The 19,877-nt window shown below is 46.9% G+C and carries 21 protein-coding genes; 5 read left to right on the plus strand and 16 right to left on the minus strand.

Going from position 1 to position 19,877, the window contains the following annotated elements:
* Genes tsaD through LRY47_RS10520 form a run of 7 tightly spaced genes read right to left on the minus strand, consistent with a single transcriptional unit; the run spans position 1 to position 7,074 of the window.
* Positions 1–981, minus strand: a complete 981-nt coding sequence (tsaD, locus tag LRY47_RS10490; protein WP_295225095.1) for a tRNA (adenosine(37)-N6)-threonylcarbamoyltransferase complex transferase subunit TsaD — start codon at positions 979–981, stop codon at positions 1–3.
* Positions 978–2,207 (minus strand): divergent polysaccharide deacetylase family protein, encoded by a 1,230-nt coding sequence (locus LRY47_RS10495; protein ID WP_295225097.1) that lies wholly within the window; start codon positions 2,205–2,207, stop codon positions 978–980. Before LRY47_RS10495 ends, tsaD begins: the two co-directional genes overlap by 4 nt.
* On the minus strand, positions 2,191–3,456 hold the full coding sequence (locus LRY47_RS10500; RefSeq protein WP_295225099.1) for a S41 family peptidase: 1,266 nt from the start codon (positions 3,454–3,456) through the stop codon (positions 2,191–2,193). Before LRY47_RS10500 ends, LRY47_RS10495 begins: the two co-directional genes overlap by 17 nt.
* 18 nt (positions 3,457–3,474) lie before the next feature.
* Positions 3,475–4,611: a peptidoglycan DD-metalloendopeptidase family protein gene (locus LRY47_RS10505; RefSeq protein WP_295225102.1), complete on the minus strand. Its 1,137-nt coding sequence runs from the start codon at positions 4,609–4,611 to the stop codon at positions 3,475–3,477.
* Entirely contained in the window at positions 4,601–5,491 is an 891-nt protein-coding gene (locus tag LRY47_RS10510) for a hypothetical protein (RefSeq protein WP_295225104.1), read from the minus strand. Before LRY47_RS10510 ends, LRY47_RS10505 begins: the two co-directional genes overlap by 11 nt.
* Positions 5,484–6,167, minus strand: coding sequence for an ATP-binding cassette domain-containing protein (locus tag LRY47_RS10515; RefSeq protein WP_295225106.1), 684 nt, complete (start codon positions 6,165–6,167; stop codon positions 5,484–5,486). Before LRY47_RS10515 ends, LRY47_RS10510 begins: the two co-directional genes overlap by 8 nt.
* A 1-nt stretch (position 6,168) precedes the next feature.
* The gene (locus LRY47_RS10520) at positions 6,169–7,074 is read right to left on the minus strand and encodes an AEC family transporter (RefSeq protein ID WP_295225108.1); all 906 of its coding nucleotides are present in this window, start codon (positions 7,072–7,074) and stop codon (positions 6,169–6,171) included.
* Between the two features lie 105 nt (positions 7,075–7,179).
* On the opposite strand from LRY47_RS10520, the gene LRY47_RS10525 reads away from it, so the two are divergent.
* Entirely contained in the window at positions 7,180–8,532 is a 1,353-nt protein-coding gene (locus tag LRY47_RS10525; protein ID WP_295225110.1) for a glycosyltransferase family 39 protein, read from the plus strand.
* Here LRY47_RS10525 and LRY47_RS10530 read toward each other — a convergent pair.
* The 9 genes from LRY47_RS10530 to cbiR are packed head-to-tail and all read right to left on the minus strand — an operon-like array spanning position 8,507 to position 15,902.
* Positions 8,507–9,046: a YqiA/YcfP family alpha/beta fold hydrolase gene (locus LRY47_RS10530; protein WP_295225111.1), complete on the minus strand. Its 540-nt coding sequence runs from the start codon at positions 9,044–9,046 to the stop codon at positions 8,507–8,509. The genes LRY47_RS10525 and LRY47_RS10530 overlap by 26 nt on opposite strands.
* Positions 9,047–9,098: 52 nt before the next feature.
* Positions 9,099–9,581 (minus strand): bifunctional precorrin-2 dehydrogenase/sirohydrochlorin ferrochelatase, encoded by a 483-nt coding sequence (locus tag LRY47_RS10535; RefSeq protein ID WP_295225113.1) that lies wholly within the window; start codon positions 9,579–9,581, stop codon positions 9,099–9,101.
* Complete coding sequence (gene cbiB, locus LRY47_RS10540; protein WP_295225115.1) at positions 9,536–10,462, minus strand: adenosylcobinamide-phosphate synthase CbiB; 927 nt, start codon at positions 10,460–10,462, stop codon at positions 9,536–9,538. Before cbiB ends, LRY47_RS10535 begins: the two co-directional genes overlap by 46 nt.
* Positions 10,463–10,466: 4 nt before the next feature.
* Positions 10,467–11,906, minus strand: coding sequence for a cobyric acid synthase (locus LRY47_RS10545; RefSeq protein ID WP_295225117.1), 1,440 nt, complete (start codon positions 11,904–11,906; stop codon positions 10,467–10,469).
* Positions 11,906–12,964 (minus strand): aminotransferase class I/II-fold pyridoxal phosphate-dependent enzyme, encoded by a 1,059-nt coding sequence (locus tag LRY47_RS10550; protein WP_295225120.1) that lies wholly within the window; start codon positions 12,962–12,964, stop codon positions 11,906–11,908. Before LRY47_RS10550 ends, LRY47_RS10545 begins: the two co-directional genes overlap by 1 nt.
* Entirely contained in the window at positions 12,958–13,707 is a 750-nt protein-coding gene (gene cobS, locus LRY47_RS10555) for an adenosylcobinamide-GDP ribazoletransferase (RefSeq protein ID WP_295225122.1), read from the minus strand. The genes LRY47_RS10550 and cobS overlap by 7 nt, the downstream gene beginning before the upstream one ends.
* On the minus strand, positions 13,673–14,746 hold the full coding sequence (cobT, locus tag LRY47_RS10560; protein WP_295225124.1) for a nicotinate-nucleotide--dimethylbenzimidazole phosphoribosyltransferase: 1,074 nt from the start codon (positions 14,744–14,746) through the stop codon (positions 13,673–13,675). The genes cobS and cobT overlap by 35 nt, the downstream gene beginning before the upstream one ends.
* Entirely contained in the window at positions 14,743–15,252 is a 510-nt protein-coding gene (gene cobU / locus LRY47_RS10565) for a bifunctional adenosylcobinamide kinase/adenosylcobinamide-phosphate guanylyltransferase (protein ID WP_295225126.1), read from the minus strand. Before cobU ends, cobT begins: the two co-directional genes overlap by 4 nt.
* Positions 15,249–15,902: a cobamide remodeling phosphodiesterase CbiR gene (gene cbiR / locus LRY47_RS10570; RefSeq protein ID WP_295225128.1), complete on the minus strand. Its 654-nt coding sequence runs from the start codon at positions 15,900–15,902 to the stop codon at positions 15,249–15,251. Before cbiR ends, cobU begins: the two co-directional genes overlap by 4 nt.
* A gap of 64 nt (positions 15,903–15,966) precedes the next feature.
* Here cbiR and LRY47_RS10575 point away from each other — a divergent pair, with 64 nt between their 5' ends.
* From LRY47_RS10575 to rmuC, 4 genes are read left to right on the plus strand one after another with little or no spacing between them, the layout of a single operon-like run.
* Positions 15,967–17,286 (plus strand): cobyrinate a,c-diamide synthase, encoded by a 1,320-nt coding sequence (locus tag LRY47_RS10575; protein ID WP_295225130.1) that lies wholly within the window; start codon positions 15,967–15,969, stop codon positions 17,284–17,286.
* A 1-nt stretch (position 17,287) separates the two neighbouring features.
* On the plus strand, positions 17,288–17,977 hold the full coding sequence (gene cobI / locus LRY47_RS10580; RefSeq protein ID WP_295225132.1) for a precorrin-2 C(20)-methyltransferase: 690 nt from the start codon (positions 17,288–17,290) through the stop codon (positions 17,975–17,977).
* Entirely contained in the window at positions 17,974–18,591 is a 618-nt protein-coding gene (locus LRY47_RS10585) for a precorrin-8X methylmutase (RefSeq protein ID WP_295225134.1), read from the plus strand. Before cobI ends, LRY47_RS10585 begins: the two co-directional genes overlap by 4 nt.
* Positions 18,588–19,694, plus strand: coding sequence for a DNA recombination protein RmuC (rmuC, locus tag LRY47_RS10590; RefSeq protein ID WP_295225137.1), 1,107 nt, complete (start codon positions 18,588–18,590; stop codon positions 19,692–19,694). The genes LRY47_RS10585 and rmuC overlap by 4 nt, the downstream gene beginning before the upstream one ends.
* Positions 19,695–19,877: the final 183 nt, after the last annotated feature.

Here is a 19,877-nt window from a genome sequence, read left to right on the forward strand (position 1 = left end):
CTATTTGTTGATGTGCTGTGCTCTGTCATGTGCCGTTTCTAAGAGTGATGAAAACTTCCTGAGTTTGAAAAATCTGTAAGCGGCAAAGGCTATCATATCGCCGTTGTCGGTACAGAGTTTTTTCGACGGGAAATAGACGTTAAAGCCTTTCTGCTGTGCGAATGTCTGACGGATGTATCCGTTGCATGCAACGCCGCCGGCGACCACAACGTTCTTTCTGCCTGTTTCTTTCGCAACGCGAAGGGTCTTCAATATGAGTGTATCTGCGACCGTTCTCTGGAAAGATGCCGCTATGTCAGCGAGTGACACGCTGTTTTCGTTTATCTTGTTCATTACGGCGGTCTTAAGCCCGCTGAACGAATAATTGTTCTCTTTGCGCATGGCTATGGGGAAATTGACAGCCTTTTCGTCGCCTTCTTTTGCCAGTGCCTCGATGAGCGGACCGCCGGGATATCCGAGTTCCATCATCTTTGCGACCTTATCGAAAGATTCTCCTGCCGCGTCGTCAACAGTCTTCGCAAGGAGATCGAAATTGTATGCCGCGTCAACGTCATAGATATGGGTATGTCCGCCGGAGATGATAAGGGCAGTGTAGGGCGGTTTCAATTCAGGGTTTTCCAGTTCCGCCGCGAGGATATGTGCGGACAGGTGGTTAACCGGTACAACGGGAATCTTAAGAGCGTAGCCCAGAGCCTTTCCGAATGATACACCGACAAAGAGCGCACCGATAAGCCCGGGGGCGGTTGTTACCGCTATCATGTCGAGATCTTTGGGCGTAAGTTCTGCCTTTTCCATACATTGAGAGAAGAGTTCTTCAACTTTCAGTATGTGGTTGCGCGATGCAACTTCGGGTACAACTCCGCCGAATTTATTGTGCAGATCTATCTGGGAGTTTGTGAAACTCGCCAGAATCCCTTTTTCCGTGTCAAACACCGCAAGCGAAGTCTCATCGCAGGAGGTTTCTATCCCTAAGATTATCACCTTGCCGCAAGCTCCTTAACAGGTACAATATCCACGCCCATTGCCTCCAGCTCCGGAAGCATCTCTATCAGGACGTTCACTGTCGCTTCGCGCAGGTGACCTATCATGATGATGGAGCCGTTTGCCTTTGCAAGGTTCACTCCGTCCATTATTTTGCCTTTGATATATTCAGGGTCTGATTCGTTGTCGATGAATTTATTGTTTATGGCACAAGTCATGCCCTCTTTTTGGCATTCATCGTATGCAACTGTTTTGGGCGATGTGTAGCTGTCCACATAAAAATCGGTGTAATGCTTCATAACACTGAATACCTGCTGCATTTTTTCGCGGCTTTCTGTGAGTCCCGAACCCATGTGGTTGTTGAAACCGTCTATTTTTCCGCCAAGGTCTTCAACGTTTTTGCGAAGAGATATTTCTATCAGGCTTTCCGGCATATTAAGGAGTATCGCTCCTTTGCCGGGGTCGTTTTGCGGGTATGATTTAGGTTCCATCGGCTGATGCAGAAACACGGATTTGCCGAGTCTGCGGAAGATATCAGCTGATTCTTTGCTGTGAGGAGTATAAGGTATGATAGCCATGGCGAGGGGATATTTTACCTTGCCAAGTTTCTCTGCCAGCGGGACGCTGTATCCGCAGTCGTCTATGACGAATGCAATTTTCACGCCGCCGTAATTGCGCTGAACCGTAGGTTTTTTAACCGGTGCAGCCGGTTTTTCTGCTTTTCTTTCTATGAAATCTATTATGGTTGAGAGATTCCCGCTCTCAAAAGAGATGGATTTCCCAACTTCAGGTTCAACGTTCATGGCTCTGATGCGGTCGGCTATGCTGTTCTTAAGCTCTTTGATATCGGCTTCGCCCTGATCAATTATTATGTGCAGTTTCAGAACGTCGCCGTCCTGAGTTTCCGTAGTTTCTTTTATGCTGCTGTTGTCCATTCCGTTGTCAAACAGGGAAAGAGCCACAGCATCCATGACAGCGCGCTTGTCCAGCCCTATGGCATGTGGGTTGTCGTCTTTTGCTATGTCTTTGGGCGCGTTAACGGTCGCCTGTACTGTTTCTTTCTGTTTGGGCGTCGGGGCGTCGTCTTTCAGCAGAAAGTGCAGTATCCCCATGGAAGCAAATATTGCCGCAACCACGGCAAAAGCTCCTACAATGAGGAGCTTTTTTATATCCGTTTTTTTGTTGTTGTCTTCAGGTTTGCGGCTGAAATTATTTAGCTGCTGCATTTCCTGACATTTCCTTGATCTTGTCCAGAGCCGTTTTCAGCTGAACGTCTTTAACAAGGTCAAAATCAGCCTTGGCAGAGTTTGTGGTGAAGTCTTTATCCAGTTCTTCATCCTCTTTTTTGTCCTGATGTTCTGCGGGGTCTTCATGTTTGGCTTCAACCTTAACATCGGGTTCAATACCGATACCGTGGATTGAGCGTCCTTTGGGCGTAAAGTATTTCGCAGTAGTGAGTTTGATTCCTGAACCGTCGGAAAGATGGATTACATTCTGTACGGAAGCTTTTCCGTAAGTCTTCGCACCGACGACAACTGCTCTGTTATAGTCCTGAAGCGCACCCGTAAGTATCTCTGCAGCTGATGCGCTGCCTTCGTTAACAAGCAGGACGATAGGCTTTTTAAGCTCTTTATTGAAATATGAGGTGGATTTGTAATCCTGTCTTTTCTGCGCTCTGTCCATTGTGTATACCACAATCTGATCGTTGGGCAGGAACACGCTGGAAACTTTGATCGCCTCGGTAAGAAGTCCGCCGGGGTTGTTCCTCAGATCGAGTATATATGATTTCGCGCCCTCTTTGTCTACAGCGCGAAGTGCTTCCTCAAGCTGACCGGAGATGTCGTTGCTGAACTGGATAAGTCTTATGTATCCGATGTTCTTGTCTATCATAGCGTATTTGACGGATTTTATTTTTATGATGGCTCTTTTTAGTTTAACGTCAAAAGGTTTATCAACGTTCTTGCGCATAACGGTGATTGTGACTTCGGTACCCTCTTTGCCGCGCAGTTTGCTTACCGCGTCGTCAATGGTGATATCCATAGTGCTTTTGCCGTCAATTTTAATTATCTGGTCGCCTGCTTTGATACCTTTTTTGAATGCTGGTGTGTCTTCAAGGGGTGCTATTACCGTAAGTATTTTGTCCTTCATACCTATGGTGATACCAAGTCCTCCGAACTCGCCCTGTGTTTCCACTTCAAACTCATTCAGTGTTTTCGGATCCATGAAAGCGGAGTGGGGGTCAAGCTCCTGTGTCATACCTTTTATAGCGCCGTAGATTATCTTCTTGTCGTCAACAGGTTCGACATAGTTGTTCTCTATCAGATAGAGAGCCTGTGTGAATATGTCAAGGTTCTGATACTTGTCCTGTTTCGCAGCGTACACATTCTGGGAGCGGAAGAGCGCCACAGAGGTAACGATCAGAGCGATTGTCAGCAGAAGTGTCAGAAACGGAAGAAATCTGAATTTGAATCTCATTTGTAACTCCTAAATGTATCAAGAAGAGGCAAGCCATTCCAAAGGATCGACCGCCTTGTCATGTATGCGTATTTCAAAGTAAAGATACGGTGTATTCGTTTCATGGTCAATATCTATTGTTCCCAGATTTTGTCCTGTTTTCACTTTTTCATTCTTTGATACGTTTATTGCGTCCATATTTGCGTACAAACTGTAGAAACCGGACGGGTGGGCAACGATGAGGAAATTGCCGAGTCCCCACGCATTGTCTCTGTGTATAACAACTCCGTCGTACACCGCCTTGACAGAGTTTGAAGTGGGAACGATCTTTATTCCTTTTTTAAGTATCACACCTTTAAAGCCTTCAACGGTCTTCACGCCGAATTTCTCAATAACGTGTCCGTGTACAGGCCAGATGAGCTTTCCTTTTTGTCTGCCGAACTCCGACGACAGTCCCTTGAAACTTACAGGTGCCGATTTTGCGAAATCTCTCTTTATTTTGGCAAGCTGTGCCTGCAATGCCTTTTCGCGCTGACGGAGACGTGCGAGGTATTCTTTGCGAACCTTCTCGTCCTTCACGGCATCGCGGTACATCTTGTCTGTATTCTGTTTTTTCTTTTTATATTCGTCAAGGGCGGATTTTTTCTCTGCAACCGCCTTTGCCATATTTTTTCTTTTTATCTCAAGTTCAGCGGCGGTATCTTTAATCTCTTCGTTGGTACGCTTAAGTTCCTGTACGGAATCATAAAGTTTTGAATTCACCGCACCGATTATCTGGCTCATTGCAGCCGCATCTTTTGCACTGTCTGACATTATTACAGCTTCCAGCATGTCGTATTCGCCGGAAGAAACCATATATTTGTTCGCCGCTTTTATGGTCTTTATAAGCTCGGCGTGTTTGCGTTCAAGTTTTTTGCTTTTTGCAACCAGTTTAAGATGCTCAGACTTGACTGAAGAGTATTTAAGATTCATCTGCCGCACGGCGCTCTGCTGCTTTTGCAGGTCTTCCTGCGCCTGTTCCAGCTTTTCTGCCATCTTCTTTTTCTCTTCCGCCGCCTGTTTGACAGACTGGTTCTGTTTGGATATCTGCTGCCTTATGGTAGACAGTTTATCCTGCTTTGCCGCGAAAGCGCTGAAACATACAAAAAGCGATATCAGAAGGACGCTATATTTCATTTATACTCTTCTGTTTCATAAGGAATGTCACGACGCTGTATATAGCTGAAATGCCAGAAAGGGACATCAGAACGACATATAATATAATGTTGTGCCACAACGTAGGGGTGGTCAGCACAAAGAAAGAGTCCTGTAAAATGTGATTTCCGGCAAATCCTACGAATATTTTATTGAGAAACCATGCCAGAGCGAAGGCACACGTTGCCTCAAACTTTGATGAAACGACGTAGGGCAGGGTGATGAATCTTCTGGTGGCTCCTACAAGTGTGTATACCATGATGGATCTGTGGTGCCTGTAAAGACTGAGCCTGATGTTGTTGAACACTATGAAAGCGCAGGAGATGCCTGTCAGCAGGGTGAGCGTCAGCACGAATACTCCTGAAATGCTTTTTATTCTCTGCATCTTTTCGTTCTGCTTTTTGCCGGATTCCACCGACTGAACGCCGTCTATCTTTGCTATATTGTCTGAAAGAGAGACGACCTCCGCATCGTTGTCCTCCGCGTTAACTGTTTTTACCTCGAAAAAACGGGGAAAAAGTTCTTCGGGGAGTTCTTTGAGGTTATCCGCATTGGGAGCTATCTCCAGCACACGTTCTTTTGCATCGCTTCTGTTGAAATAGACCACGTCGCCGTCGATTTTAAGCTCGTTCAGCTTTGCCTTGACCTCTTTCGGTTCAGCATCATCCTGTATGAAAACGCGCACAAGTCTGCTGTCGGTGACGCTTCCGATCGCTTTTGAAACGGAAGAGTTAACTGTGAACACTGCAAAATAGAGAAACAGCAGTGTACCGAGTGTCAGTATGGACGGGACGCTGTGTTTCAGGTCTTTGCGGAACATCCCCCAGCCTTTTATGAATGCGAATTTATATTGTTCATACATCGGCTTGTCCTTGTGTTTTACTGTCGAAAGCGAGTTTTCCGCCGTCAAGATGTATAACGCGCCCCGGATATTCGCTGATTATCCTCTGGTCATGGGTTGCGATAAGGATTGTGGTACCTTTGGCGGATTTATGCAGAAGCATATCCATTATTTTGTCGGCGTTTTTCGGGTCGAGGCTTCCGGTAGGTTCATCCGCAACCACGATGAGCGGATCGTTTAACAGAGCGCGGGCAACTGCCACACGCTGCTTCTCGCCGCCGGATAGTTTTTTGACTTCGGAATTCCTGTGCTGAAAAATATCCAGTGCTTTAAGGATATGATGTATCTTCGGTTCTATTACGCTTTTGCTGAGATAGAATATTTCAAGCGGGAGAACAAGGTTTTCGTAAACCGTTGTGTCTTCCAGCAGTTTGAAATCCTGAAAGATAACGCCTACGTTACGTCGCAGAAACGCCTTGCTGTTGTGGTTCATTCCGCCGATGTCCTGTCCCTCAAGCTTTACTATGCCGCGTGAGGGCATGATGTCGGCATACATAAGCCTCAGCAGTGTGGATTTACCGGCACCGCTGCTGCCTGTGACATAGACCAGCTCGCCCTTGTCGATTTGAAGTTCAATGTTGGAAAGTCCCTTGTTTCCGTCCTCATAGGTCACATCGACCTTGCGGATGTCGATCATCTTATACCCCTGAAAACAAATAATACCATATCGGCGTTGTCAGAAGCGAAAGGGGTATCCCAACCCCAAGCATCATCACCGCCAGATCTTCGTCAAGTCCGTATTGGATGGATACTATTCCTGCCGTTATCATAGGAGCCATTGCCGATTCAAACAATGTCACCTGCATATTTTTGCCCGCGCCGCCAAGTATCAAAACATACAGCACATAGAAGAAAGCCGGAGCGAGAAAAAGTTTATAGCCGAGACCAAAAAATAATTTATTTATTATTCCGCCGGATTTCACCAGCTTAAGCTGATAACCCACGGATACCATTGCAAGCGGGGTTATGGTCAGTCCAAGCGTTTTCATTGAGGATTCCGCCCACCACGGAATTTCAAACGAACGCAGAAGAACGGCGAGGAGCATCGCCTGAAACGGCGGAAAAGTAAAGACTTTTTTAATCAGTCCCAAAGGACTTACGGAACCGGACGAATAATATGCCGCTGTGGCTATGCCCAGAGTCGAAAGAACAAGGAAGCTGCCGGGCTGGTCACAGAGAACACCCACGCCAAGATATTCCGCTCCGTAGTATGCCGTTATCAGCGGAAACCCAACGAACGAAGTGTTGCCAAGACCCGCTGTAAGTATCATTGTTCCTGTCATTTTACGGTCATATTTTTTCCATTTCGCGATCATGTAAAAAATGCCGAACGCCAGCGCAAAATGTATCCACGGCATGAACACCGGAAACAGAAGCGATGTGTCGAACTCCATCCTGTGGATGAAAAGAAAGGTTATCGCAGGCATGGAAAGATTGATTATGAAGTTGTTCAGCACTATGGGCGTGGAAGAGGGCAGAAGCTCCAGCTTCCTCGCAATCATGCCGAACAAGAAGCAGAAAATAAGTAATACTAATGAGTCCATAGGAAACAACAATAACAGATTTACAGCCGGATGCAAAATAATAAATTGACTTGTCATTTCAGCTTTCTCAATTTATAAATTTTATAGTCACAAGCGGAGATGTAAATGTTTAACAGCGTAAGAAACTGGACCGTTCTTTTCTTTGTGGTTCTCTTTGCAGGCAGGATAGGTGACGGAGATTTGCGCGGCGACAGCATTAATTATGCTTCTATATCAAAAAATGTCCTGACAGGCGACAACCCGCTCATCCTCACCCTGAACGGCGACCTGTATATGAACAAACCGCCGCTCTTTTTCTGGCTTAACGCGCTTTTCATAAAAATTTTCGGTGCAACCGTTTTCGGTGTAAAGATAGCAGTTGTCATCGCTGTTGCCGGAATCGCGTGGGTGCTTTACACTATTGCTAAAAAGCTTTTTGACGACGACGACATAGCCGTTGCGGCTCCTATGATGTTCTTCTTTTCATATGTGGTTTATAAGAATACGCAGATGCTTAAGATGGAGGCGCTTGTTTCTTTCTTCATCATAGCCTCCGTTATGTTCATGGTATTTTACATAAGACAGCAAAACAGGCTTTATGCCGTTGCGGCGGGTCTTTTTATGGGACTTGCCGTCTTCACCAAAGGTCCGATTGGCTATACTCCCCTTATTACTGCGTTTGCTTTCATCTTTTTCGGTAAAGGCATAAACAGAAAAAGATATCTGCTGGATCTGCTTGTTATGTTGGTTGTTTCCATTCCGGTATATGCGTGGTGGTATGCCTACGTTCTGATAAAAAATCCTTATTTCTACGAGCATTATTTCCTTGATCAGAATTTTGCAAGATTCGGTATAGAGGGTTCGCAGAAAAGATACTATATTGACCGTCCTATTTGGCAATATCTGAAATATATGTTCCTGCACGGCATCTATTTTACCCCCTTTCTGATATACGGCATATACAGACTTTTCAGAGACGGAAAAATAACTGAACAGATAAAATATATGCTTGTTACAACAGGCGTTTTCTTTGTAATAATTCACTTTGCAAGGACAAAAGAGCACAGATATCTTTACGAATTCTATCTGTTCGCCAGTGTTTTTGCGGCGTACGGGTTCACTGTGCTTTTCAGACGCAGAATATCCCAATGGGTGCGCGCTACCGTGGTTTTTCTGCTGGCGCTCTATGCTTTTATGCCGCCTGTGACGAAACCGACCACCTATGACGCGCTTCTGTTTGCAAAAAAAGTAGCTGCAGAGAGGGGAATACCTGTTGTTGCGGCAAAGAGCGAGATAACCAACCAGAACGATGTCGCCGCGATGCATTTCTATTTCGACAGCTATCTGGATAAGCGTCCTGCGGATGGGGATTATATTGAGATAGTTAATAAGAAAACAGGAATTTATGACGCAGAAAGACTGTATAAGTTTAGGGATTTAGCGGTTTATCTGGTCACTCGGAAAGAATCTGCTTTATAGTGGGCAGCATCTCACCGATGAAGTTGCTGCTTTCGTGTCCGCCTTTTTCGTATCTGTAGATGTTACATCCGAATTTTTCAGCTATACCTATTATCTTTTCGGCATCCAGAACTTCGTCGTCTGTGTTTATGAGAATGTGAATGTTCGGATGGGTATTTTTCAGCGGTTCCGCCTTGATTGCCTCAAGCTGAGCCGGTTTTATGAAGCTGAGTTTGTTCGGATATTTTTCCATAAGCATTGCGAATCGTTTGTCCAGATAGAGGGACGGGTTAACGCTTATGCATTTTTGTCCGGTGATGACAGCCATGTTAAATGCAAAATAGCCGCCGAATGACGAACCGAAAAGCACATCGTATTCTTTCACCAGCTTGATGCTCTTCTGAGCGTCAAAATTGCGGTAATCGAAGATGTCGCAGTCACATATCTGCATCAGATGCACAAGCTTATAGCTTTGAGCATATTCATAGTCGTCTGCCAGAATAGATTGTACGCCTGGAAAATATAACAGTTTCATGAGACATATTACCATTTAAAACTATTATTTCAAAGATAATATTGTCAAATGATTATATGTTTTTTAGGAGGTTTTCGAGTTTTTCGCGCATTTTTTTTGTTTTTGACGGATCTTTTCCTTCGGTTGATATAGAAATGACGAAATCACCGGATCGAATCACAGACGTTGTATGGAAATCGGAAGCCTCAGGGTTGTCGGCAATGTTGACAGGAATGCGCAGTTTTTTTGAAAGATCAGCCGCCTTACTGTTTATCTGCCTGTCGTTTGTACAGCAAAAGACCAGAGCGTATTTTTCCGTTATATCTGATTCTTCAAATCCGCGGAGGATAACATTCATACCGCTTTCGGATATCTCTTTTGTCACTTCCGGCGCGATAACTGTTATGCGGCAGTTTTCGTTCAGCAATGCCGTAATTTTGCGCTGTGCAACCTTCCCCCCGCCTATGAACAGCACATACCTGTCTTTTAGATTAAAGCTGAACGGCTGCATCATATCACCTTCCACAGTGTAATAAGGCAGCATATGATAGCCCATATCAGGGATGACGTCTCCATCAGATTTATGGATTTTGCTATGTCGGCTGTTTCCGGTGTACGCTCGCTATCGCCTATGTATGGTTTATCAGTGAGCTGTCCGAAATAGCTGACGGCACCGCCCAGCCGGATGTTCAACGCCCCTGCGAAAGCGCTCATGGGGTGTGCGGAGTTGGGACTTGCGTGTGAAAGCCTGTATCTCATAAAGCATCTTATGGCATTTTTCGTGTTCAGACGGAGCAAGATGGATGCTATAAAAATAGGGATAATCGACAATCTTGCAGGTATGAAATTCAGCACGTCGTCAAAACGGGCGGCAAACCTTCCGTAATAAAGAAATTTTTCGTTCTTATAGCCTATCATGGAGTCCATAGTGGAGACGGTCTTGAACAAAACTGCGCCCATGGGACCCAGAACAGCGGCAAACAGGAGGGGAGAAACCACCGCGTCAACGTAATTTTCTGAGACGGATTCAACGGCGGATGTCACTATTTTTTCTTTTGGCATATTGTCAGTATCCCGTGAAACTATTTTTGCAAGCTCTTTTCTGCCTTCTTCTTCAGATATTTCCAGTCCACTCTGCACGTTTTGCGCATGTTCGGCGAGGGATCGGACGCTTATGGAAAAGTAGATGATTATGGTGCTTACTACAAAATACCAGAAGCTTCCCGCCTTCGCGGCGTAATAGAGTGAAACTCCTGCCGTTGACAGAGTAAAGGTCAGAGTTATAACAGCAGATAGAACGCCTTCAAATATAGTTCCTTTGCGGCGCAGTGACTTTTCGCAGTAGCTTACGGCGCTTCCGGCAATACGCACGGGATGGAACGGAATATCCGGTTCGCCCAGAAACCAGTCCAGCCAGAAAGCGGCTATCAGAGCCATAAAGTCAATATAAAGAAGAGAGGATAATGTCAGTGTCAAGGTTCTGTTCCAGTGTATCGGCAAGCAGATCGAGCTGTGCCTGTTTATTTTCGTGGTACGAGTAATCAGGGTTTATGGCTTTGCCTGACATGGCTATTATGCGTGATGTTACGTCTGCGCTGTCAAAAAGCCCGTGTATGTATGTTCCAACGACTTTGTTCTCGGTGTCGGTTATGCAGATGTCTTTTTCTGTGCATAGCTGTTTGTAGGCGCGTGTTGTGGATGATACACCCATGTGTATCTCGTATCCGGTAAAGTTAAGACCGTCAAATTGACCGATGCCCTGATATGTCCTGTTCAGAAGCGTTTTTTCGGGTGTGATTACCGTTTCCATGTCCAGAAGTCCAAGTCCTGAACATTCATTGTCGTCACCTTCGATGCCTTCGGGGTCTTTTATTGTCCGACCGAGCATCTGGAATCCGCCGCATATGCCCACCACGGGAGTTTTACCTGCCATGGAGAGTATCTTGCGGTCAAACCCGCGCATCCGCATATCTTTCATATCGGCTATGGTGCTTTTACTTCCCGGAATGATTATTATGTCAGCTCCGGTCAGTTCATTGGGTGATTTTGCGTATATAAGGTTTATGTCGGGGCATGAGGCGAGTGGTGCGAAGTCAGTAAAGTTTGACATACGCGCGAGCCTGACGACGGCAACCGTAACGAAACCGCCCTTTGTGCTGTCGTTTATGCTCTGGCTGTCCTCCTCCTCAAGGGTGAGGTTCAGCATCGGAACAGTGCCGACAATAGGTACGGGGACTATTTCTTTAAACATGTCAATGCCGGGCTGTAAAAGGGATATGTCGCCTCTGAAACGGTTAATTATGAACCCTTTCACCCGCGGTTTGCCGTAGTCCGGCAGAAGGTCATAGGTACCTTTCATCCATGCGAAAACGCCGCCGCGATCTATATCGCCTATTATGTACACAGGAGCGTCGGCAAACTCCGCCGTTCTCATGTTCACAATGTCTGTTTTGTGCAAATTTATCTCGGCTGGGCTTCCTGCCCCTTCGATTATTATGGCATCATATTCAGCGGCGAGGCTTTCATATGCCTCCATTGCGGTTTTAAGGTTGTCCTGCGACATTTTGTAATACTGTCTGGCGGTGAAATTGCCCACGGGTTTGCCGAGGCGTATCACCTGACTTGTTGAATTGCCTATGGGTTTCAGCAGTACGGGGTTCATACGCACGTCGGGTTCTATGCCAGCCGCCTGTGCCTGTAAAATCTGCGCTCTGCCCATTTCTCCGCCCTGCGCAACGCCGCTATTCAGCGCCATATTCTGCGATTTGAACGGTGCAACCTTTATACCTTTGCGCGCAAGCAGACGACAGAAACCAGCGCATATGACGGATTTACCTACTCCGCTTCCGGTACCCTGAAACATAATGGGTTTTGCTTTCATCAGAATATCCTGAAATAGGTTTCCGCCAGATGGCAGAAGGTGTCCATATGAACCTGTTCCTTAACTGCCACGCGGATATATTTGTCCGAAAGACCGACGAAGTTGGAACAGTTGCGGATAAGTATCCTGTGGTTCAGCATATATTCACTGAATGACGAAGCGTCCGATCTTTTGAGTTTAATGAGGATGTAGTTTGCTTCGCCGGGTGTTATCTGCAGGTTTTGGTTATGAACCAGTCTGCTCAATGTATTGGCTTTTATCTGACGTACATGTCTCATATAGCTTGTGATATCCAGCTTGAGTGCCTTTTTGCATACTTCCTGCGCAAGGCTGTTTATGCTCCACGGAGACATGGAGCTTTTCATCTCCGCCAGAAGGTTTTTGTTCTGGGAAAATGCATAGCCTGAGCGAAGTCCGGGGATACCGTATGACTTTGAAAAGGAGCGCAGAACGATCATATTGTTCAGCGTACAGCCTATGAGTGTGGGGTTCTTGTCCACGCAGAAATCAATGTATGATTCGTCGATGACGAACATTGTCTTTTTGAACATGTCGGCTATGAAACGCAGTTCGTCTTTGCTGATAAGTGTTCCCGTCGGGTTGTTAGGGTTGCAGATGAAGCAGACGTCCGCTTCCGGCAGATATTCGATAAGCTCATTATCGTCGAACGCAAATTTTTTTTCCGCGTTCATTGTGCAGTTTGTGACCGACATTCCCGCAAGCTGTGCGTGTTTCATGTAGTCAACGTAGGTGGGCTGTAATATCACTGCGCGTTTTCCCGCATAAAGCTCACATATGCGGTGGATAAATTCCGTTGTGCCGCTTCCAGCCAGAAAGTTTTCCACAGGCAGATCGTGATATTTCGCGATATCGTCTGTCATGGTTCTGCTGTATGGTTCTGGCAGACGCGAAACGATATTTTTAACGTTCAGTCCTTTCAAAAGCGCATCCGATGTGAAAGGGGAAACGTTACTGCTGAGGTCGATTATCTCGTCCACATGACATCCCGCCGCTTCCGCTGCCGAGTATACGTTCCCGCCGTGCTGAAACATCACCATAAGCACACCGCCACAAGGAACAGAAATGCTTCGGACGATTCGCACATCGCGCCGAGCATATCGCCCGTAATGCCGCCAATTCTGCTTTTATACAGTCTTGTAATAAGATAAACAAAAATCAGAAAAGCGATATTGAAAATAGCGAACTGGTATGCGCCGAAGAAATAGCTGATGCACAGCAGTAATATACCCTGAGCAAACACCAGCGGTGAAAAATTTCCGAAGAACGCCGCCGCTGTGCCTGTTTCCCGCGCATATTTAAACATATAAAACCCGAACACCATGCTGAACCGCGAATAGGCGGGGATGACCAGCAGGTAGAGCGGGTTTGATATTGAATAGGCTGAAAAAGCCTTTACTATAAGTGTCATTACGATAGCCACGGCACCCATCGTGCCGATACGGCTGTCTTTCATTATCTCAAGCATCTTTTCGCGGTCGCGGAAGGAGAAAATGCCGTCCGCCGTATCCGCCAGCCCGTCAAGGTGAAGCGCTCCCGTTATCAGAACGAGGTAAAGCACTGTTATAACAGCCATTGCAGTTTGCGGCAGATATGCCTGTGCATAAGTGTAGAACAGCCATAGCGGCAGTCCCACCGTTAAACCCACCGGAACGAAGCTGTATACAGCCCTGCGCCCATCAAAATCTTTGGTTTTGAACCTTATGACGGTCAGAAAGCTGAGTGCGTCGAGATAACTTTTAAAGATGTTACATCTCCTTGCCGGAAACACCAGCTTCGGCAAAAGTGGCGATCTCTGTTATGACCCTTACACCCGCTTCAACGGAGTGCATTGCCATGACGGCTCCCGTTCCCTCGCCGAGTCTGAGACCGAGGTCTACCAGCGGTTCGAGGTTCATGTATTGCAGCATTTTTATCTGTCCGGGTTCAACTGATTTGTGTCCGCTTATCATGTATTCAACAGAGAGAGGGCAGAGACCGAAGGCGATAAGTGCGCCTGCGGAGGAGATTATTCCGTCTATCATCACGGGTATTTTATGGTATGCGCCTGCGAGGATAACACCTGCTATGGCACCTATTTCAAGTCCGCCGACCTTTGAAAGCACGTCCAGTGCGTCATTTTTGTCGGGTTTGTTCAGCTCTATGCCGCGTTTGATGGTGTTTATTTTACGTTGCAGTGCTTCGTTGTCTATACCGGAGCCGAACCCTGTCATAACTTCAGCTGTTTCACCTGTGAAAACAGCACCGATAGCGCTTGAAGGGGTTGTGTTGCCTATCCCCATGTCGCCTGTGGCTATAAGGTTCAGTCCGTGTTTCTGTATCATCTCGGAGGCTATTTCAAAACCCGCCATGACGCATGCTTCCGCCTCTTCGCGGGTCATTGCCGCACCTTTGGTGAAGTTTGCCGTGCCTCTGCGTATCTTTCTTATTATGAATGTGTTGTCGGGATCAGCCGGAACAGCGTTAACGTCGCATACAGCGCCGATATCCGCCACGAGAACTTTTGATTTTGCCTGTTTGGAAAGGATATTAATGGATGCCATACCTGCCACGAAAGCGCCCATCATCTGACCTGTGACCTCCTGTGGAAATGCGGCTACGCGCTCTTCCGTTATGCCGTGGTCTCCAGCCATTACAAACACCATGCGTTTGTCCACTTTGGGTTTCATCGTCCCCTGAATGGAGCATATCTTTTCGCCGATGTCGTTCAGTCTTCCCAGCGCTCTGGGGGGCATGATCAGGTTTGCAGTTCTGTCCTGTGCCTGTTTGAAAATTTCTTTGTCTGCGGGCTTAACGGATGCAATAATCTCAGTGAGTTTCACTTTTTTCCTCCCTTAATGGCGAGCGGTATTGAAGATATCATAATGACCACGCTGTCGGATGCCGCCGCAAGTCTTGTGTTCAGCTTGCCCAGTTCGTCGGCGAATTTACAGCCTTCGGGGTTTGCAGGCATAACGCCCAGCCCTGTTTCGTTGGTCACAATGACAACCGGCTTTTTACATTCCGCCAGCCTCTCCATAAAATGCTCTATGTGTTTTTCGGTATTAAGTTGCTTGTAGATAAGATTGTTAAGCCACATTGTAATGCAGTCGATAAGCACAACGTCCTGATTTTCGGCATTGTCGAAAACGCTGTGGAGGCTGACAGGTTCCTCAATCGTCACCCAGCTTCCGTCCCGTTCCGCTTTGTGCAGGTCTATTTTGTCCTGCATGGCGTCGTCGAACGCTTCCGCTGTGGCGACGTATGTTTTTGAAGAATATTCCCCGCAAAGTTTCAGGGCGTATGCCGTTTTCCCGCTTTTAATACCGCCTGTAACAAGTGTTATCATAAGTGTTTCCTGATTATTTCGTATGATGTGAGGAAATCGTCTTTGCTGAACATTTCAAGACAGACGGTCGCCCCGTTGCTTTTTGCATTAGCAAGGATGGATTCTAGCAGATTGGGTTCAATATGCTCAAGACTTTTATGGTGTTTTCCGTTTGTTTCGCCCTGAAGGTGATATTCGCTTATATATTTTTTGTGCCTTTCGTGAAATTCATATGCCTTTTCGCCAGCATGTGGGTTGTCAAAACACAGTTTAAGCCCCATTCCAACCGCATCGTCGAAAAAAGAACCGTAAAAATCGGTATTCTCAATGATAAGATTGTGTTCCTGCCGTTTGAGCGTTTCTTTCAGGAAAAAAGCGCTTTCCGCCGGATGTATCACCATGCGCAGAGGTTTCAGAGGTCTGAGCTTTTCAATATACGCGTCTATCACCCGCCAGCCTTCCACTGTGTTCAGGTCGTTGTCGGTGGGTAGATGGATGCTGTATCCCATGCCCAGTGCCGCAAGTTCTGCAATTTCAGCATCCGACGGCATGTCGAAATCATGCCTGCTGTCGAAGAACAGAAGCTCTACCTCGTCTGTGTAGGCTTTCAGATACAGCACGTTGTTTACCCTGCTGTCGGGTATGACAAATGACGGCGCAGATATTTTCATGGGGTCAGGGTAGCCTTTTTTTTCTTCCCTTGCAAGATTATAGATAATGCAATAATCTCAATGTATGTTCAGTTCATTCATGATAGCGGCCGACAAAAGCGGCTCCGGCAAAACCACTCTTACAACGGGCATTATCAGATATCTGACCCGCACTGGGCGCACTGTTGCTCCTTTTAAATGCGGACCTGATTATATTGACACTCTGCATCTGGAGCGGGCATCCGGCAGAAAAGCCTATAACCTTGACAGCGTTATGCTGTCGCGGGGAACAGTGTGCAATGTGTACGCTCATGGCTGTGACGGTGCCGATGCCGCTGTTATAGAGGGCGTTATGGGTGTTCTGGACGGCGTATCCCACACGGATTTTAAAGGGAGCAGCGCAGACATTGCCGCTGTGACGAATGTCCCGTGTGTGCTGGTTGTGGACTGCTCCGGCAGTTCATACACTGCGGCGGCTGTGGTTCGCGGTATCACCGAGCTAGGCAGGATGCGTATTGCCGGTGTTGTGCTGAACAATATAGCTTCCGAACGCCACGCACTTCTGGTGCGATCGGCAGTTGAAACTCATACCGACTGCAAAGTGCTTGGAACATTGCCGAAAAATAGCGAAAACCTGCTGGGTTCAAGACATCTCGGCATAAAGACCGCAATGGAGATAGACGAGAGCTATCTTGATGCGTGCGCTGATTTCGCATCGGCAAACGTGGACATCGACGGGCTTCTGTCGCTGTGTAGTGCCGAAAGACCTGCCTGTGTGCAGGAACCTGCGGTTAAGCCTGATCGGGTGGCTTATGTTGCATACGATAAAGCTTTTCAGTTTTACTATAATTCAAACATGGAATTCCTTACTTCGCAGGGTTTTGACGTGAAATTTTTCAGTCCTTTGGCTGGCGATGGCATAGATGGTGCGGATTTTGTTTATATCGGTGGCGGATATCCTGAACTGTATGCAAAAGAGCTTTCGGAAAGCAGGACTGCGAAAATCATAAAGGACTATGCGGAAAGCGGCGGAAAGCTCTACGCTGAGTGCGGCGGGCTGATGTTCCTTTCGCGGGGAATACACACCGACAGCGGTTTTTTCCAGATGTCGGGTGTTTTCGACTGCGAAACCAGAATGTGTGCCAGACGGCAGGCGCTGGGCTATGTCAGCGCGGAGCTTGTGAAAGACTGCATAATGGGTAACAGAGGGCAGAGCAATATAGGGCATGAGTTCCACTATTCCGCCATGGAAGGATATTCCGGCGAATACGCATACGAACTGACACGGATCACTGACGGTAAAAAATCCAGTGACGGGCTGATATATAAAAATACTTTCGCGGCTTACACGCACCTGCATTTTCTGTGCGATAACCCACTGATAAAGAACATGATACGGAGTTGAAATGAAAATCTACGGAATAGGAATAGGACCCGGCGACCCTGAACTTCTGACAGTTAAGGCAGTTCGCCTTATGAATGAGAGCGACGTTGTGGTCGTTCCGCAGTCGGATAAAACTGGCAGAAGCCTCGCAAAGGACATCATTAAAGGCATTGTCCCCGAAGAGAAAATATATATGTATTATTTCCCCATGACGGGGGACAAAGCTGATCTTGATACGAAATATGCCGCACTCGCCGCCGATATTTTCGGCATGGTGAAGGACGGCAAAAAAGTCACCTACGTCACCATTGGCGACGCACCCATATACTCAACCCTGAACTATCTGGCACATAAACTGGAAAATCACGGTGTTAAGATGGAGTTTGTGCCGGGCATATCCGCCATTTCCGCTGTGCCGAACATCCTTTGCCTGTCTGTAACAGAAAAAGACGAAAGCTTCTGCACGGTTGAGATGAAAGAGGATACGGCGTTGCTTAAAGAATGTACGGAGAAATTTGCCACCGTGTTCGTTATGAAGGTGCATAACAAACTGGATGTGCTGAAAAAATTCGTGAAAGACAACGGGATAAAGACCGCTTATGTCATTTCCCGCGCAACCCTTGAGGACGAGATAATTTTAGACCTGAACAGCGATGAGACTAAACAGATAAATTATCTTTCAACAGCAATACTTAAAAAAGGTGCATCGTGAACAAGGGCGACAGGATAGAGAAGGAATCATTCGAGATAATAGAGGCAGGGTGCGACCTTTCGGCATACGACGAGAGGCAGAAACGCGTTGTCATGCGCCTGATACACACCACAGGCGATTTTGAATTTGCGAAAATGACACTTTTCAGCCCCAATGCCATAGAAAGAGCCATGGACGCACTTGAACGCAGACTACCTGTCATTTGCGACGTGAATATGGTGAAGACCGCCATCACAGCGAAATATACGGAGGCTGTGGGTATAGAGCGGCATTGCTTTATTACAAACGAGAACGTGGCTGTGGAAGCGGCGGCACAGGGAAAAACACGCGCGGAATACAGCATGGAATACGCCGCAAGGCATTACCCTGACGCGATATATGCAGTCGGCAACGCACCCACGGCACTGCTTAAGATAATGGAATTGCACAAAGAGGGGCTTATTAACCCCGCTCTGGTGATAGGCCTGCCTGTTGGGTTTGTCATGGCGGCGGAGAGCAAAGCAACGCTTGCTGAAAGCGGCATGGAGTACATCACGAATATCGGCACAAAGGGCGGCAGTCCCTGTGCGGGGGCGGTTGTCAACGCTCTCATAAAGATTAAGGCAGGGATATGAGCTACATCATAGTTATCATGGTTTTTATCGCAGGTTGCCTCTGCGGATTCGGAGCGTCTTATCTTTTGCGCCGCAGGGAACAGGAGATGGAGAACGGGCTTAAGAATGTTTTTGCGCAGGTCTCCATGGACAGCCTTTCCCGCAACTCCGAGGAGTTTATAAAGCTGGCGAAACTCACACTGGATGCGAAAACAGGCGAGGGCGAGAGACAGCTTGAGGGCAAAAAAGAGCTTATCGACGCGCAGCTTGTGCATATGAAGGACAGCCTTGAGAAACTGCAACTGTTCATGAATTCCATGGAAAAAGAGCGTGAGTCAAAGTTTGCGGAGATATCCGAACAGATAAAAGGAACCGTGCGCCAGACAGAACGTCTTACGGACGTTGCGAACGATCTTAATCGTGCGCTGTCTTCATCAGCCGAAAGGGGCAGGTGGGGCGAGCGGATGGCGCTGGACATAATACGCGCCGCAGGGCTGATAGAGAACGTGAACTATAAAGAACAGACGACCATGAAGAACGGAAGCCGTCCGGATTTCACGTTCATGCTCCCCAAGGGGCTGATGCTGAATATGGATGTGAAGTTCCCGCTGGACAACTATGTCAGGTTCTACCAGACAGAGGGAGCCGAAAAGGATACATGCCTTAAATTGTTCATAAAAGACGTTAAAACGAAGATTAAGGACGTTAAGGACAGAGGCTACGTTGACAGAGGCGAGGATACGCTGGATGTTGTTCTTCTGTTTATTCCCAACGAAAGCGTCTACGAGTTCATATACGAGAACGACGATACTGTGATGGATTTTGCACTGTCGAATAACGTCGTGCTGACATCACCCATGTCGCTGTTTGCCGTGCTGGCTGTTATCAGGCAGTCGGTGGAGAATTTCGCATTTGAAAGCACCTCTGCGGATATGCTGAAACTGTTCAGCGAGTTCTATAAACAATGGCGCATGTTCACCGACAAATTCGATACGTTGGGCAAGCGTATTGACGACGTTAAGAAAGAGTTCGAGGCGCTGACCACCACTCGTACGAAACAGCTTGAACGACCTTTGGAGAAGATAGAGACGTTACGCAAAGAAAAAGGATTGGAGATAGAGTAAGGTCGGTTGTTGACAAACTCAAGTCTTCTGTATTTTACCCTCCTTTAGATAAAACATTCGTCGTATTTTGTGCGAATGTTTCTGAACTGGACTAGCCGGAAAGAAGGGCTAGGGTGGGTTTGATTGATACTTAATGAAAATCCCCCTTAATCCCCCTTTGTTAAAGGGGGAAATAAGAGAGTT

The sequence above is a fragment of the Seleniivibrio sp. genome (assembly GCF_021209385.1).
GTDB lineage: Bacteria > Chrysiogenota > Deferribacteres > Deferribacterales > Geovibrionaceae > Seleniivibrio.